The 15,473-nt window shown below is 63.2% G+C and carries 12 protein-coding genes; 4 read left to right on the forward strand and 8 right to left on the reverse strand.

What is annotated here, in order from left to right; genetic code table 11:
• Positions 1-128 precede the first annotated feature (128 nt).
• Together EN955_RS22280 and mmsB are read left to right on the forward strand one after the other, a co-directional pair.
• Positions 129-1,295: an isobutyryl-CoA dehydrogenase gene (locus tag EN955_RS22280; RefSeq protein ID WP_013531207.1), complete on the forward strand. Its 1,167-nt coding sequence runs from the start codon at positions 129-131 to the stop codon at positions 1,293-1,295.
• Between the two features lie 25 nt (positions 1,296-1,320).
• Positions 1,321-2,205, forward strand: coding sequence for a 3-hydroxyisobutyrate dehydrogenase (mmsB, locus tag EN955_RS22285; RefSeq protein ID WP_024501288.1), 885 nt, complete (start codon positions 1,321-1,323; stop codon positions 2,203-2,205).
• Positions 2,206-2,532: 327 nt separating this feature from the next.
• On the opposite strand, the gene EN955_RS22295 is transcribed toward mmsB, so the two are convergent.
• From EN955_RS22295 to EN955_RS22330, 8 genes are all read right to left on the reverse strand, one after another.
• A complete protein-coding gene (locus EN955_RS22295) occupies positions 2,533-4,968 on the reverse strand; it encodes an FAD-dependent oxidoreductase (RefSeq protein WP_024501289.1) in 2,436 nt (811 codons plus the stop codon).
• A gap of 193 nt (positions 4,969-5,161) precedes the next feature.
• Positions 5,162-5,806 (reverse strand): cytochrome c oxidase assembly factor Coa1 family protein, encoded by a 645-nt coding sequence (locus tag EN955_RS22300; RefSeq protein WP_127223455.1) that lies wholly within the window; start codon positions 5,804-5,806, stop codon positions 5,162-5,164.
• 81 nt (positions 5,807-5,887) lie between these two features.
• A complete protein-coding gene (locus EN955_RS22305; protein WP_013531203.1) occupies positions 5,888-6,253 on the reverse strand; it encodes a hypothetical protein in 366 nt (121 codons plus the stop codon).
• Between the two features lie 142 nt (positions 6,254-6,395).
• Positions 6,396-7,775, reverse strand: coding sequence for an aspartate aminotransferase family protein (locus EN955_RS22310; protein ID WP_013531202.1), 1,380 nt, complete (start codon positions 7,773-7,775; stop codon positions 6,396-6,398).
• Between the two features lie 48 nt (positions 7,776-7,823).
• Positions 7,824-7,964: a hypothetical protein gene (locus tag EN955_RS22315; RefSeq protein WP_063172368.1), complete on the reverse strand. Its 141-nt coding sequence runs from the start codon at positions 7,962-7,964 to the stop codon at positions 7,824-7,826.
• Between the two features lie 68 nt (positions 7,965-8,032).
• Positions 8,033-10,105: a prolyl oligopeptidase family protein gene (locus EN955_RS22320; protein ID WP_127223454.1), complete on the reverse strand. Its 2,073-nt coding sequence runs from the start codon at positions 10,103-10,105 to the stop codon at positions 8,033-8,035.
• 66 nt (positions 10,106-10,171) lie between these two features.
• Positions 10,172-11,344 carry an MFS transporter gene (locus EN955_RS22325; protein ID WP_024501292.1) on the reverse strand — a complete coding sequence of 391 codons (1,173 nt, stop codon included), beginning with the start codon at positions 11,342-11,344 and terminating at the stop codon, positions 10,172-10,174.
• Positions 11,345-11,454: 110 nt separating this feature from the next.
• Entirely contained in the window at positions 11,455-12,630 is a 1,176-nt protein-coding gene (locus tag EN955_RS22330; RefSeq protein ID WP_013531198.1) for an MFS transporter, read from the reverse strand.
• A gap of 252 nt (positions 12,631-12,882) precedes the next feature.
• Between EN955_RS22330 and EN955_RS22335 the strand changes: the two genes are divergently transcribed.
• Both EN955_RS22335 and EN955_RS22340 read left to right on the forward strand, forming a co-directional pair.
• Entirely contained in the window at positions 12,883-14,460 is a 1,578-nt protein-coding gene (locus EN955_RS22335) for a trimethylamine methyltransferase family protein (protein ID WP_024501293.1), read from the forward strand.
• 254 nt (positions 14,461-14,714) lie between these two features.
• On the forward strand, positions 14,715-15,473 hold a 759-nt coding region (locus tag EN955_RS22340; protein WP_164769899.1), incomplete at its 3' end, for an FAD-binding oxidoreductase.

The following is a 15,473-nucleotide window of genomic DNA, read 5'->3' on the forward strand; positions in this document are numbered from 1 at the left end:
GCATTGATGCACAGCCGCTCCGCAGGGGATCGGGTTGCGCGGCGGCATCATTGGTCTAGATTGGTGCGCGCGCAAAGCCAAAAACAACAGGCCAGCGAGCTAGCTGGCCAGCACACAGGGAGCACGCCATGGACGCCGCGGTCGATGCGAGCACCAGCCAATTCGAACTCAACGAGGAGCAGCGCGCCATCCAGGAGATGGCGCAGGCCTTCGCCGCCGACCGTGTCGCACCGAATGCGCTCGATTGGGACCGCAACAAGCATTTCCCGGCCGACGTGATCCGCGAGACCGGCCCGCTCGGGCTCGGCGGCATCTATATCAGGGACGATGTCGGTGGCTCGGCACTTGGCCGGCTCGACGCCGTGCTGATCTTTGAGGCGCTGTCGCACGCCGATCCGGCCTTTTCGTCCTTCATCTCGATCCACAACATGGTGGCCTCGATGATCGACCGTTTCGGCAATGACGAACAGCGCCAGCGCTTCCTGCCGAAGCTCACTTCGATGGAATGGCTGGCCAGCTACTGCCTGACCGAGCCAGGCTCCGGCTCCGATGCCGCGGCGCTCAAGACCCGTGCGGTGAAAAGCGGCGGCGACTATGTGCTCAACGGCACCAAACAGTTCATCTCCGGCGCCGGCGACAGCGATGTCTATGCCGTCATGGTGCGCACCGGCGCGGACGGGCCGAAAGGCATTTCCACCATCGTCGTGCCCAGAGATGCGCCGGGCCTCTCCTTTGGGGCAAACGAGCACAAGATGGGCTGGCACATGCAGTCGACCCGCCAGGTCATCTTCGAGGATTGCAAGGTGCCGGCGGAGAACCTTCTGTCCGACGAAGGCGCTGGCTTCGGCATCGCCATGGCCGGGCTCGACGGCGGCCGGCTGAACATCGCCGCCTGTTCGCTGGGCGGCGCGCAGTCGGCGCTCGACAAGGCGCTGTCCTACACCGCCGAGCGCAAGGCTTTCGGCTCGAAGATCAATCAATTCCAGGCGCTGCAATTCAGGCTGGCCGACATGGAGACCGAGCTGCAGGCGGCGCGTATCTTCCTTTATGCCGCCGCCTCGAAGCTCGACCGCAAGGCGCCGGATGCTGGCAAATGGTCGGCGATGGCCAAGCGCTTCGTCACCGACACCGGCTTCAATGTCGCCAATGACGCACTGCAGCTGCTCGGCGGCTACGGCTACCTGCACGACTACGGCATCGAGAAACTGGTGCGGGACCTGCGCGTGCACCAGATCCTCGAAGGCACCAACGAGATCATGCGCGTCATCATCGCTCGCGCGCTGATTGGCCGTTGAAGCCAGCAACTCTGGGAGACAGACAATGACGACGATCGCCTTCATCGGCCTCGGCAATATGGGCAATCCAATGGCCGCCAATCTGGTCAAGGCCGGGCATGCGGTGAACGGTTTCGACCTCGTTCCGGAAAACCTCACCGTCGCCAAAGAACATGGCGTGACGATTATGGCGAATGCCTTGGCCGCGGTGAAGGATGCCGACGTGGTGATCACCATGCTGCCTGCAGGCAAGCATGTCCTCTCCGTCTACGAAGACATCGCGCCCAAGGCCAAGCAAGGCGCACTCTTTATCGATTCCTCGACCATCGACGTCGAGTCAGCCCGCAAAGCCCACGCCGTCGCCAGGAAGCACGGGCTGTCGTCGATCGATGCACCGGTCTCGGGCGGCACCGGGGGTGCCGCAGCCGGCACGCTGACCTTCATGGCGGGAGGCTCCGATGATGCCTTCGCTGCCGCCGAGCCGATCCTGAAGCCGATGGCCGGCCGCATCGTCCATTGCGGCGGCGACGGCGCCGGCCAGGCAGCAAAGATCTGCAACAACATGATCCTCGGCATTTCGATGATCGGTGTCGCCGAAGCCTTCGTTCTGGCCGAAAAGCTCGGCCTGTCGCATCAGGCGCTGTTCGACGTCGCCTCGACCTCGTCGGGCCAATGCTGGTCCTTGACCACCTACTGCCCGGTGCCCGGCCCGGTGCCGACTTCGCCCGCAAACAGGGACTACAACCCAGGATTTGCAGCCGCCTTGATGCTGAAAGACCTGAAATTGTCCCAGGAAGCCGCGCAAGGTGCGGGTGCTGTAACGCCGCTTGGTGCCGAAGCGGCTCAGCTTTATGCCTTGTTCAACGCCCAGGGACATGGCGGCGTCGATTTCTCCGGCATAATTAATTTTCTCAGGGGTAGCCCGGCGTAACCCGCGGATTTGGCGGATTTTTCCGGTTTCCTTCGGTGGAAAAAATGAAAATTTAGATTTGCTTAAGCTCTCGATAACTCCGCGGTAACGATGTCCCTATAAAACGGACTGTGAGGCGGACATCTCATCCGTCCGGCGCTCCGGATCAGGTCTCGCGTACCGGAGCCCGTAAGTTTCGACAAGTGCCATAAGTTTCGCAAAGTGTTTGCGTAGCGAAGCGCCATGCGTATCTGGCAAAACCGCGTTCCCGATGGAGCGCGGTTTTTGCGTTTTACCCTGCAGCACGGTTGAGACATCGATGAACCGGAAACTGTACTCCGGGATACCTCACATGCGCCCGCGGGCGCCTTCCGGATCATAGGGCGAGTCGGCGATCACCTTTGCCGCGCGGCGCTCGCCGAGGATCGAAACCTCGAGCTCGGTACCGGGCGACACAAGTTCCAGGGGCAGCAGCGCAAGTGCGATGTCGTGACCAAAAGTGTAGGAGTAGCCCGCCGAGGTGATGTGGCCGACGAGCTCGCCTTCGCGGTAAACGCCCTCGAAGGCGAATGCGCTCGCACCGTCCGTGTCGATCGACAGTGTGGCGATCCGGCGTGTAACCTGCTGCTGTTTCGCGACCAGTGCCGCTCGGCCGATGAAGTCCCTCTTGTCGAGGCTGATGAAGCGCTCGAGGCCGCTTTCCCAGGCGGACAATTCGGGGTTCATATCGCGGTACATGGCCCGGTAGGATTTATCGAGACGAAGCGATTCCAGCGCTTGAAGTCCGACCAGCCTCAGCCCGTGTGCCTCTCCCGATGCCAGAAGCGCATCCAGCAAATGCCGCTGGTAGCAGAGTGGATGATAGAGTTCCCATCCCAGCTCACCCGAATAGTTGACACGCAGCAGCCATACGTCGCTGGCCATGCCGACGGTGCCGGACTGTACGCTGAACCATGGGAAGGCCTCGTTGGAGAGGTCGATCTCCGTCAGCGGCTGCAGTATGTCGCGCGCCTTCGGCCCAACCACCGTGAAGCTGCCGCGATCCTCCGTGACGTTGCGCAGATGCACGCTGCCGTCCTTCGGCAACAGCCGGCCGAGATCGTCAAGGTTCCAGCGTTCGGCGCGCGGCGTCGATATGAGATAGAACAGGTCGCTCTGCAGCCGCGCCACCACATACTCGGCCTGCACGCCGCCGGTCGGCGTCAGGTGATGGGCAAGAGCGACACGACCGGGACGCGGCAGTCTGTTGGCCAGGATTCCGTCGAGCCAGCCCTCGGCGCCCGGCCCGCCGACCTCGAACTTGGTCATTGGTGTCATCTCGACCAGACCGGCGGCCTGGCGGACAGCCTGGACCTCTGCGGCGACGTGGTTCCCCTTGGGGGTCCAGCGCCAGCTGTAGACATTGCGCGCCTCGACACCCGCGGGCGCAAACCAGCTCGGCATCTCCCAGCCGTTCAACACGTCCCATACCGCGCCAAGCTGACTTAGGCGGTCATAGGACGGGGCCGTTTTCTGCGGTCGCGCCGCCGGCATGTCCTGGCCCGGATAGTGCTGTACGGCGTGGGTGCCCCAGGCTTCCCGGACCTTGGCCTGGGTCCAGTTCTTGTTGGCGTATCGGCCGAACCTGCGGGGATCCAGCTCCGCCGTGTCGATGCTGTTGCCACCCTCCACGATCCGTTCGGAGAGGTAATAGCCAATCGCACCGCCCCAAAGGATGCCCCCCGGCACCCCTTCGGCGAGCCAGACATTCTCCAGGCCCCACGCCTGCCCCATCAGCGGCAGCTCATCGGCCGTCATCTGGAAAGGTCCTCGCACATTGCGCTTGATGCCGGCGCGCCCGAGCGCGGGAACCAGTTCGGTGGCGCGCTCCCAGTTCCAGGAAACGGCATCGAAATCTTCATCGAGCAGATCGGCGCCGAACCATTCCGGGACGCCGTTTTCGGCGAACAGCTTGAGCTGCTCGGTGCGCTCATAGGGACCGAACATCAGCCCGTCTCCCTCTTCGCGCAGATAGCCCTCGTAACCCTCGTCCCTGAGGATCGGCATCTCCGGAAGACCAAGCCGTTTGCGTTCCACGATTTCGGGAACCGCCTCGGTGATCCAATACTGGTGCAGGATCGGAATCGCGGGAATGTCCAGGCCCAGCATGGCGCCTGTCTGGCGTGCGTAATTGCCTGTTGCAAGGATGACATGTTCACAGACGATCTCGCCGCGTGAGGTCTTGACCCTCCACCCGCCGCTCGGCATCCGCTCGAAACCCACGACCTCGGTATCAAGATGGATCTTCGCGCCGAGGTCGCGTGCACCCTTGGCCATGGCCTGGGTGACATCGGCGGGTGCAATGTGGCCGTCATCGGGATGATAAAGGGCACCCAGCATGCTGTTGTTGTCGAGCAGCGGCCAGATTTCTCGCGCTTCCGCGGGCGATACGATCCGGGCCCGCACACCCTGGACCTCGGCAACGTCCATGTAGCTTCTGTACTCGTCCAGCCTGTCGCGCGTGTTGGCAATGCGCAGCTGGCCGCATTTGTGCCAGCCGACGTTCTGGCCCGTCTCCGCCTCCAGCCCCTCATAGATTTCGATCGACCTGGCTATCATGCGGCCGACATTGCGGCTGCGCGCGTAAGAGGGGATGAGCCCCGCGGCATGCCATGTCGACCCGGCCGTAAGCTGTGTTCGCTCCAGCAATGCCACATCGGTCCAGCCGCGCTTTGCCAGACCGTAGAGAATGCCTGCACCCACACAGCCGCCACCGACCACGACCGCACGAAAGGAACTCACCATATGCGCGTGCCCTTGTATGAAATTGCCACCGGTCCACATGAACGCATGCGCATACTGTCAGACAGCATCCGGCTTTTCAGCATATTTCCTTGTCTGGAACGCAGCAGTGGTCACCCGACTGTTGGGCCACGAAGCCGGCCGAACTGTCAGCCTTCGCGCCCGCGTTCAGGCCGCTTTTTTGCGTTTTGCCTAGCTATATTCCGATTGCAGCATTCGGGATCGGGACATGATCTTCGTTGATCAGCACGATCGGCGCATCGGCTCCCTCGACCCTGACGACCAGCAGGCGCAGGCTCCACGTGCCGGCTGTCAGGACAGCCGTCGAATAGGCCGTGCCCTTGCCCCTGGCGCCGTGGACCGGAATGCCGAACTGGGCGTCACCAGCCCCATTCGCATCGACGTTGAGATGGCCGCCGACCCAGAAACTGTCGGTCAAATCATCACCCAACGCCGCCTTGACGCGGTCGTCGGCGCGAAGCCTGTCCATCGTCATGAGATAGGCATCGCTGCCTTTCAGGACGTAGGGAATGCTGCCGACCATCGTCGCGCAGCCGCCAATCCCGACCACCCAGACGGCAAGGCCGGCGATTGCCCAGTTGCGCTGCGTCTTGCGAAACTGCTCGGGGTCGCGCCAGGCGCGGTTCTGCCAGGCCCAGCGGCTGCCGCGTGCGCCCAGCACGATGATCATGATGATGTTGACGACAGGGATCAGCGCCAGCAACGCAATGAAGGTGCTGTTGCCGATGCCCCAGATCCAGTTGAGGAAGAAGGCGCCCCAGTTCCAGCGGTCGAGTTCGGCTGGAATTTCAGCCGGCTGGTTGAGCGGTTGTCCGGCCATCATGTCCCCAATCGGTAACGTACGGACTGATTCTAGCGCATGCGCTCCTCTATGCGCAAAATCAAAGTTTTGCAGCCCCGGTCAGGTCTTGTTGGACAGCCGGCGAAAATTCGCTTTCACGGCACGGCTTGCCGGCTTCAGCGCGGCGCTGATCGAGCGCTCCGCCGCAACCCCGTTGAACAGCGATGGCGTGCGGCCGGAAAAAACTTCCGGCCAGAACCGCGACGCCGATTGCAGGAAAGACATTTGCGCCGCAAACGCGCCTTCGGCCATAGCGGCGGTCTTCTCGTTGACCGCACGTGCCGTCTCCGTACTCCATGGCTGGCGGCTCCCGCCATCCATGGCCATCAACGGTAGCCGCATCATCGCCACCAGCGGCGCCAGCATCAGGTCGCCGCTGATGCTGGCCGCTTCTCGCGTCCGTCGGCTCTTGCCGGTTTTTCTCATGGAAACAAACCCCTTGTGGCGGCCGAATCAGCCGCTGCCCCACACACTACGCGCTTGTGATGGAATTCGTTCCCTCGCCGCTTCGGCATGGTCTCAAGGCTGGGCGCGCCCGCCGAAGAGCGCCCAGCCGAGGGGTCGAGTTCTACCGCTTGCGAAGATCGGCTTGCGCCAGATCCAGCGCCTTCGAGATGCGGTCGCAGGCCATGTCGATCGTATCGCGGGTCCAGATCAGCGGCGGCGACAGGATCATCGTGTCGCCGGTGGCGCGCAGCATCATGCCATTCGTGATGGCGTGATCCCGCACGGTTACCGCCGCACTTCCAGCCGGCAGGAACCGCTCCTTGGTCGCCTTGTCCTTGACGATCTCGATCGCGCCCATCAGTCCGATCGAACGGACCTCGCCGACCAGATCATGTCCGGCAATGCGCTCCTGCAACGCCTTGGCGAAGTAAGGGCCGGTGTCGTTCCGGACGCGGTCGACCAGCCCTTCGCGCTCGATGATCTCGAGGTTCTTCAGCGCCACGGCGCAGGCCACCGGATGCCCGGAATAGGTGTAACCGTGATTGAACTCGCCGCCCTTCTCGACCAGCGTCGAGGCGATGCGGTCGCCAACCAGCAATGCCGACAGCGGCTGATAGCCCGAGGTCAGCGCCTTGGCGGTGGTGATCGTGTCGGGCTCGATGCCGAGTGTCTGTGCGGCAAACCATTCGCCGGTGCGACCATAACCGGTGATGACTTCGTCCAGCATCAGCAGGACATCGTATTTACGGCAGATGCGCTGCACTTCCGGCCAATAGCTCGCCGGCGGTATCTTCACGCCGCCGGCTCCCATGATCGGCTCGCCGATAAACGCAGCAACCTTGTCGGCGCCGGCTTCGAGGATCGCCTCCTCGACAGCCCCGGCCGCGCGCAGACCGAAATCATGATCGCTCTCGCCAGGCAGCGCCAGCTCATAGGCATAGGGCATCATCACATGGACGATGTTGGGCACCGCACCGTTGAGCTGCTTGTGCATACCATCCATGCCGCCGAGCGAGGTGCCGGCAACGGTCGAGCCGTGATAGGCCATCTTGCGCGAGATGATGCGGTTCTTCTCCGGCTTGCCCTCCAGCACCCAATAGTGGCGCACGAGGCGCAGCGCGGTGTCGTTGGCTTCCGACCCGGAAGAGCCGTAGAATACCTGGTTGACGTGCTTCGGCGCGATCTCCGCCAGCTTCTTGGACAGCAGCACTGGCGTCGGCGTCGAGCATTTGAAGAAGGAGTTGTAGTAAGGCAGTTCCTTCATCTGGGCATAGGCGGCCTCGGCCAGCTCGTCACGGCCATAGCCGATGTTGACGCACCACAGCCCGGCCATGCCGTCGAGGATTTCAGCCCCCTCGGAATCGTAGATGAAAGGGCCGTTGGCATGGGTGATGATGCGCGACCCGGCCCCGCGCATTTCCTTGTGGTCGGTGAACGGATGCAGATGATGCGCGGCGTCGATCTGCTGAAGCTGCTTCAGCGAATAATTCTGATAGGTCATGTCTGATCTTCCCTCTGGATTCTATCCGGCCAAGCCGGGGCGAATGCTTCAGAGGAAGAGAGGTGGCGAATAGCCGATGCGGGCGCACAGCCGCAAAAGCTCGGCGCGCAGCGTGCGCGGTGACGGCGTCACCGCGACCCGCAATGCGCGAGCCTCGAATGCGTCAATCAACATCCTGACGAGAGCCATGGAAGCCACCTTAGAGCAAAGGCTGCTCGAGGAGAACCACCCTTTGCTTGGCCCATAACTGAATGACTCTAGGCCTTGGCTGTCAGCGCCCTCTGCAAGAAGACATATTTCATCGCCGTCTGCGCCGCCTGCGGCCGGCGGTCGCCACGCCCGCCATGGCCGCCCTCGGTCTCCTCGAAGAACAGCGTCCTGGCATGGCCGGCTTCCTGCAGGCGGGCGGCCATCTTGCGCGCGTGGCCGGGATGGACCCGATCGTCAGCGGTCGATGTGGTCAGCAGCACAGGCGGATAGGCGGCAGCGGCGTCGACATGCTGGTAGGGCGAGTAGGCTGAAAGCCACTTCGCGTCTTCGGGTTTCGACGGATCGCCATATTCGGCCATCCACGAGGCTCCAGGCGGCAATTCGGCGTAACGCAGCATGTCGAGCAGCGTCACCTCGATGATGACGGCGCCGAAAAGCTCGGGATGCTGCGTCAAGGAAACGCCGGTCAGCAAGCCGCCATTCGAACCACCCTGGATGCCGAGCGAGCTTGCTGTCGCGATGCCGCGCTTGACGACGTCCTGCGCGACCGCTGCGAAATCGTCGAATCCGTTCTGGCGATTGCCCTTGAGCGCCGCCTGATGCCAGGCTGGGCCGAACTCGCCGCCGCCGCGGATGCATGCCTGCACATAGGCATTGCCTTTCTCCAGCCACAGCTTACCACGCACGCCGGCATAGCCGGGCAGCAGCGGCACTTCGAAGCCGCCATAGCCGTAAAGCAGCGTCGGCACCGGACCTTTCTGGTCGCGCCGCCTGACGACGAAATAGGGGATCATCGTGCCGTCCTTGGAGCGCGCCTCGAACTGTTCCGAGATGAGCGGCGAGGCATCGAAACGCGCCGGCTGCGACTTCACGGTGGCGAGCGTCTCGCCATTGTCGTCGGACCAGATGATCGAACTCGGGGTCAGGAAATCGGTGAAGGAGAAGGACACGCTCGAGCCGAACTGCTCGGCATGACTGATGCCGACATTGCCATTTTCGGGCAGCGCCACCGGTTTCAGCGACCAGTTGCCATCCATGCGCTCGCAGACGACGACTTTGCCGCGCACATTGTCCATCAGGCTGACGAACAACCGGTCCCGCGTGCGGGCAATGCCGGCTATGGAAACGCGATATGCCGGCTCGAACAAGGTTTCGACAGGCCCGATCGCGCCGGTTGCGACCCAATGTGCAATATCGACCGAATAAAGACCGTCGGGCTTGCAAACCGTGTCGTCGGGCGCCGTCCATGCACTGCGCACGCCGAACACGAGCTGATCCCTGAATATTGCCGTATCGGTCATGTCGTCCGGTAGCGGCAGCTGTTTGTTTTCGCCGGAAGGCAGCCGAAGGAAGATGTGCGAAGCGAAGAAATTCAGCGTTCGAGCCAGGACCAGATAGCGTCTGTCACCGTCGTACTCGACAGCGGCACCAACGGCGAGATCCTCTTTCTGCGCCTCGAAGATCGGCGTCGCGTCTTCCAGCTTGGTATCGCGCTTCCACAGCTTTATGACTCGCGGATAGCCGGACTCGGTCTTGTCGGCCTCGTCGAAAGCGGCCGAAACAATCACGGTGTCCTTATCCAGCCAGCTGAAACCCGACTTGGAAGCGGGTGCACGAAACCCACCCTCGACAAACGACTTGGTCGCGATGTCGAATTCGCGCATCTCGCTGGCGTCGCCGCCATCCGGCGACATCGAGACAAGGCAAAGGTTGAAGTCGGGATAGAGCCGGCTGGCGCCGCCAAAAACCCATTTTATCTCTTCCTCCGCCGCAAGCTGGTCGAAGTCGATGATCGTTTCCCAGTCGGGCTTCTCGGTCTTGTAGGAAGCGACGGTCGTGCGGCGCCAGAGGCCGAGCACATTGGTCATGTCCTGCCAGAAATTGTAGACATGGCCGGCTTTTGCCGCGCCGACAGCGATGTTGTCCTCGGCCGTCATCAGGTCGAGCGCGGTCTGGAACGACGCCTGATAGGACGGATCGCCCTGCAATTCGCCAACCGTGATCTCGTTCTGGCGATGTACCCAGCCCAATGACTGCTTGGCTGTCCTGTCCTCCAGCCAGAGAAAGGGATCGTCGGTCGTGGGGGCAGAATTCGGCGTCTGGGTGGCAGGCTTGGTCATGAGGTCTCCGATAAACGCGTTGCTTTGAAAAAGCCAACGCCGACAGGCCGTCGATATTCACCATGTTCAGCGCACAATTGAGGCTTTCCGCCGACCAGCGAGGCTCGCAATGGCCAGCGCCAGGCACAGCAGCCCAAGCGTGATCGGCAGTCCGCCGGCGCCCATAACATCCATGGCGCCCCCCGCCAGCGGCGGCACGGCGATGCCGCCGACGCCCCACATCAAGGAAAAGGCCGCATTGCCGGCGACCAGTGCGGAGCCGGTGAAGCGTTCGCCGAGCTCGATGATCGACATCGTGTAGATGCCGTAGGAAACCGCGCCCCAGACAAAGATCATTGGCCAGATCAGCGGCGACTCGATGAGAAGCGGAAGCAGGACGCAGCCGAGCACCGTGATCGCGACGCAGGCAAGCCGCACCAGGCGCGCGGAAAGCCTTTCCGCCAAAAGGCCGAGCGGCACCTGCATGGCGATGTTGCCGGCGATCATCACCGACAGCAGCGCCGACATGCGGGTTTCGGTGATGCCGTGATGGGTGCCATAGACCGGCAGCAACGCCAACGCACCCTGTTCGAAGCCGGCGGCGACTATGACGGCGAACAAAAGCAGCCACGCCAGCGGCACGAAACCCAGGACGGAAACCTGGTGCCCGGCCTCGTCGACCTTGGGCAAACGCGGCAGCACCGAGGCCAGGCAAATGCCACACAGCACGAAGGCGAAAATGCCGACGAGGAAGGGCGGCCAGCCCTCAGTGCCGACTGCAAGCAGGCACAGTGGCCCGGTCGCGAAACCGGCCGAGATGATCGTCGAATAGACACCCATGACGCGGCCGCGTCGGGCCGGCGGTGCCAGCGCGATCACCCAGATCTCGCTCAGCACATAGAGCGGATTGGTCACGACGCCGATCAGGAAGCGCAGGGGAAACCACAAATAGACATTTTGCGTCCAGCCGATCAGCGCCAGCACGACAGCCGAAAGGGCCGCACAGGTGAGCGCGGTGCGCCCTGCCCCGAATCGGCGGGCCAGCGCCGGGATCAACGGCGATGACAGAATGAAGCCAATCGGCGTCATGGCCGCCGACAAGCCGATCATCGCTGGCGAAACGCCCTGGCGCTGCAGGATGAAACTCAGCAGCGGATAGGACAACCCTTGCGCGATGGCGAACACCGAGACGGTCGCGATCACACCGGTGATCGCCGCCCATTGCATCGTCTCGTCCTTGTTCGATTCAACCAAATTCATGTACGCACCGCTGTCGGGCTGCAGGATTAGCGATTGAGTTGCGCAGAGGTAAGCCCCTGGCGGGCGAAAACTGCTTGCTCCAGACAGTGCCTGTCAGGAGGTTGGGCTTATCAGGAAGCTCGGCGCATGGATGAGCGGTACAGCGCGAACATCACCAGCACCGCGTCGAGAGCGGCAATAACCACCGGCAGCCCAAGTGGGCCGATGCCTTGCATGAGCAGGCCCGCACCAGGAGGGCCGACGATGCCACCAACGCCCCACATCAGCGCAAAGGCAGCGTTGCCGGCGACCAGCACAGAGCCCTTGAACCGGCTGCCGAGTTCGACCAATGCCATGGTGTAGACGCCGTAACCGACCGCGCCCATCACCAGCAGCACCACCCAGATCAACGGCGTTGTGATCAGCAGAGACAGCAAAAGCGCGCAAACGGTTGTTGCCAGTGCGCAGACGATGATCATGGCGCGGCCGCCAAAACGCTCCGCCAGAAGGCCGAGTGGTATCTGCAGCAGGATGTTGCCGAGGGAAAGCGCCATCACCAGCGAGGCCAGAACGGCTTCCGCCAGGCCATAGCTGGCGCCGAAGACCGGGACCAGCGCATAGGTGCTCTGCTGGACCGCCGCCGAGACAAGCACGGCAAGCAGCAGCGCCGGCGCCATTTTGGCAAACCCGACAAGGCCGCTGGCAGGCTGGCCGTCATCCTCGAAGCCGGTGAGCTTTGACGAGACGGCGTGCAGGATCACCGCGCAGAGCGCGAAGCCGGCGACGCCGACCATGAAAGGCGCCCAGCCCGACGTACCGAGCAGGGTCAGCGCGAATGGTCCGGCGGCATAACCGGCGCCCATCAGCGTGTTGAACACGCCCATCACCCGGCCGCGCCGCGACGGCGGTGCCAGCGACAGCGCCCACACCTCGCCAAGGATATAAAGCGGATTGATGACCACGCCGATGATGAAGCGGATGACGAACCACGCCACCCAGTCCTGCAGATAGCCGATGCCCAGGAAGCAGAGCGCGCCGATCAGCGAGCAGCCGACCGCCAGGTTGCGCCCGCCGACCAGCCGCACCGCCGCCGGCACGAAGGAAGCCGACAGGATCAGCCCGAGCGGCATCATCGCCGCCGACAGGCCGATCAGCGCCGGCGACATGCCTTGCTTCTGCATCAGCAATGTGAACAGCGGCGAGCTCAGCCCTTGCGCGGCGCCAAACATGGCAAGTGCCGCGGTGACGCCGGCAAGCGCTGCCCATTGCGTTCCTGCTTCGCCTTCGCTCGAGCCGGTCGCGACCATGCTGCCATCCAGATGAACTGCTGGCCATCAGGCCGGCAAGCCAAGTAGCTATCGGTTCGATCCCCGGAAGGAAAGGGCCGGCCACCGAAATCCGCTTGCTCCAACGCGGCAACCTGATCAAGCCGATGTCGCGGCCGGGCACCTGCCGTTCCGGCATGTCGCTTCCCTCGCCCTAGTGGTCGTCGCCTCCGCAATGGCCGGACAGCCGCCGGTCCATTATGCCGCCCGCTATCGCATCCTACGAGGACCATCATGACCGCCGCCCTACAACCCTCAGAACCGGCATTGGCCACCGACCGCGCCCGTCGCGGCGGCCGCGCTGGAAAGCGCGCCGGCGGCTCGGCCGCGTTCGAGCAGCCGGCTTTTCGCCAGTTGAAGAACCCTCTGGCGCCAACCAGGCTGGTCTCCGACGACGAGCTGGAATCGATTCACCTCGCTTCCCTGCGCGTGCTGCGGGAAATCGGCGTCGACGTGCTGCATGACGAGGCCCGCAGCATCATGAAGGCGCATGGCGCCGACGTGCGTGACGGCTCAGAGCGGGTGCGCTTCGACAGCGACATGATCCTCGACCTGGTGTCGCACTGCCCGTCGGAATTCACCATCCATGCCCGCAATCCTGCGCACAATGTGCGCTTCGGCGGCAACAATGTGATCGTCTCGATGATGGCGTCGGCGCCCAATTGCTCCGACATCGATCGCGGCCGCCGGCCCGGCAACCAGCAGGACTACCGCAACTTCCTCAAGCTCGCGCAGATGCACAACATTCTGAACTGCACGGGCGGCTACCCGGTCGAGCCGACCGATATCCATCCATCCGTCCGCCATCTCGAATGCATCCGCGATCTCAGTGTGCTCACCGACAAGGTGTTCCACATCTATTCGCTCGGCAAGGAACGCAATGTCGACGGCATCGAGATCGCCAGGATCGCGCGCGGCATCAGCCACGAGCAGATGCTCGAAGAGCCGTCCGTCTTCACCATCATCAACACCAATTCGCCGCTCAAGCTCGACGTGCCGATGATGGAAGGCATCATCCAGATGTCGAGCAAGGGCCAGGTCGTCGTCGTAACGCCGTTCACCCTGTCGGGTGCGATGGCGCCTGTCACCATCGCCGGCGCACTGGTGCAGCAGAACGCGGAGGCGCTTGCCGGCATTGCCTTCGCCCAGATGGTGCGCAAGGGCGCCCCCGTCGGATATGGCGGCTTCACCTCCAATGTCGACATGAAGTCCGGTTCACCGGCGTTCGGCACGCCGGAATACATGAAGGCGCAGCTCGTCGGCGGCCAGCTTGCCCGCCGCTACAACATCCCCTACCGCACCTCCAACACCTGCGCCGCCAACACGGTCGACGCGCAGGCGGCTTATGAAAGCGTGTTCTCGTTGTGGGGAGCCATCCAGGGCGGCGGCAACCTGATGATGCATGCCGCCGGCTGGCTCGAAGGCGGCCTGCGCTGCTCCTACGAGAAGACCATTCTGGACATTGACCTGCTGCAGATGGTGGCCGAATTCCTGACCCCGCTCGACCTTTCCGAAGAGGCACTCGGCTTCGACGCCATCCAGTCGGTCGGCCCCGGGGGCCATTTCTTCGGCACCCAGCACACGCAGGACCGCTACAAGACCGCCTTCTACTCGCCGATCCTTTCCGACTGGCGCAATTACGAGACCTGGGCGGAAGCCGGCTCACCGACGGCGCTCGAAAAGGCCAACAAGGTCTGGAAGGAGCGGCTGGCGTCCTATGAGGAGCCTTACATGGACCCGGCCATCCGCGAGGAACTCAACGCCTTCGTCGCCAAGCGCCGGTCCGAAGGCGGCGCGCCGACCGATTTTTGATCGGCAGTATTGTTGATGAACGGTCGACCCCCACTCCGTCGAGCTGCGCTCGCCACCTCTCCCCCGATCCACGGGGTAGAGGAAGGGCGCGAGCTTATACCGGCTAGCGCCCTTCCTCTCCCTCCGGAGGGGAGAGAGGTGGCGCTGCGAAGCAGCGACGGAGTGGGGGAAGCCATTCACGAAACACGCAGCCGTCGCGAAACAGGCACGCCCCACTCCCCCGATTCAATCTCTCCAAAAGCGGACCTATCTTGATGAAATCTCACGTAAAAGCGGTTGTCATCGGCGGCGGCGTCGTCGGCTGCTCGGTTCTCTACCACCTGGCCAAGGCCGGCTGGACCGACATCATGCTGATCGAGCGCTCTGAACTCACATCCGGCTCGTCCTGGCACGCGGCGGGCGGCTTCCACACGCTGAACGGCGACCCCAACGTCGCCAAGCTGCAGGCCTATACGGTGCAGCTCTACAAGGAGATCGAGGAGATATCCGGCCAGTCCTGCTCGCTGCATTTGACCGGCGGCGTGATGATGGCCGATACGCCCGAGCGCATGGACTTCCTGCGCCTTGCCCACGCCAAGGGCCGCTATCTCGGCATGGACACAGAGCTGATCACCCCTTCCGAAGCCAAGGCGATGTTCCCGCTGATGGACGAGACCAATTTCGTCGGCGCCATGTGGGATCCGGTCGAAGGCCATCTCGACCCGTCCGGCACCACCATCGCCTATTCAAAGGCGGCGAAAAAACTCGGCGCCGAGATCGTGCTGCGCAACCGCGTCGTGGAATTGACGCAGGAGGTCGACGGCACCTGGAATGTCGTCACCGAACAGGGCACGGTGAAGGCCGAGCATGTCGTCAACTGCGGCGGCCTGTGGGCGCGCGAGATCGGCCGCATGGTCGGCGTCGAGCTGCCGGTTCTTGCCATGGAGCACATGTATCTGCTCACCGAGCCGATGCCGGAGGTCGAGGAATTCAACAAGTCGACCGGCCGCGAAATGATCGGCGTGCTCGACTTC

This window comes from Mesorhizobium sp. M7A.F.Ca.CA.001.04.2.1 (assembly GCF_003998485.1).
GTDB lineage: Bacteria > Pseudomonadota > Alphaproteobacteria > Rhizobiales > Rhizobiaceae > Mesorhizobium > Mesorhizobium ciceri.

Bases quoted from the DNA above. Each gene is read 5' to 3' on its own strand.
- EN955_RS22280 (WP_013531207.1), top strand. From the start codon at position 129: ATGGACGCCGCGGTCGATGCGAGCACCAGCCAATTCGAACTCAACGAG.
- mmsB (WP_024501288.1), top strand. From the start codon at position 1,321: ATGACGACGATCGCCTTCATCGGCCTCGGCAATATGGGCAATCCAATG.
- EN955_RS22295 (WP_024501289.1), bottom strand. From the start codon at position 4,968: ATGGTGAGTTCCTTTCGTGCGGTCGTGGTCGGTGGCGGCTGTGTGGGT.
- EN955_RS22300 (WP_127223455.1), bottom strand. From the start codon at position 5,806: ATGGCCGGACAACCGCTCAACCAGCCGGCTGAAATTCCAGCCGAACTC.
- EN955_RS22305 (WP_013531203.1), bottom strand. From the start codon at position 6,253: ATGAGAAAAACCGGCAAGAGCCGACGGACGCGAGAAGCGGCCAGCATC.
- EN955_RS22310 (WP_013531202.1), bottom strand. From the start codon at position 7,775: ATGACCTATCAGAATTATTCGCTGAAGCAGCTTCAGCAGATCGACGCC.
- EN955_RS22315 (WP_063172368.1), bottom strand. From the start codon at position 7,964: ATGGCTCTCGTCAGGATGTTGATTGACGCATTCGAGGCTCGCGCATTG.
- EN955_RS22320 (WP_127223454.1), bottom strand. From the start codon at position 10,105: ATGACCAAGCCTGCCACCCAGACGCCGAATTCTGCCCCCACGACCGAC.
- EN955_RS22325 (WP_024501292.1), bottom strand. From the start codon at position 11,344: ATGAATTTGGTTGAATCGAACAAGGACGAGACGATGCAATGGGCGGCG.
- EN955_RS22330 (WP_013531198.1), bottom strand. From the start codon at position 12,630: ATGGTCGCGACCGGCTCGAGCGAAGGCGAAGCAGGAACGCAATGGGCA.
- EN955_RS22335 (WP_024501293.1), top strand. From the start codon at position 12,883: ATGACCGCCGCCCTACAACCCTCAGAACCGGCATTGGCCACCGACCGC.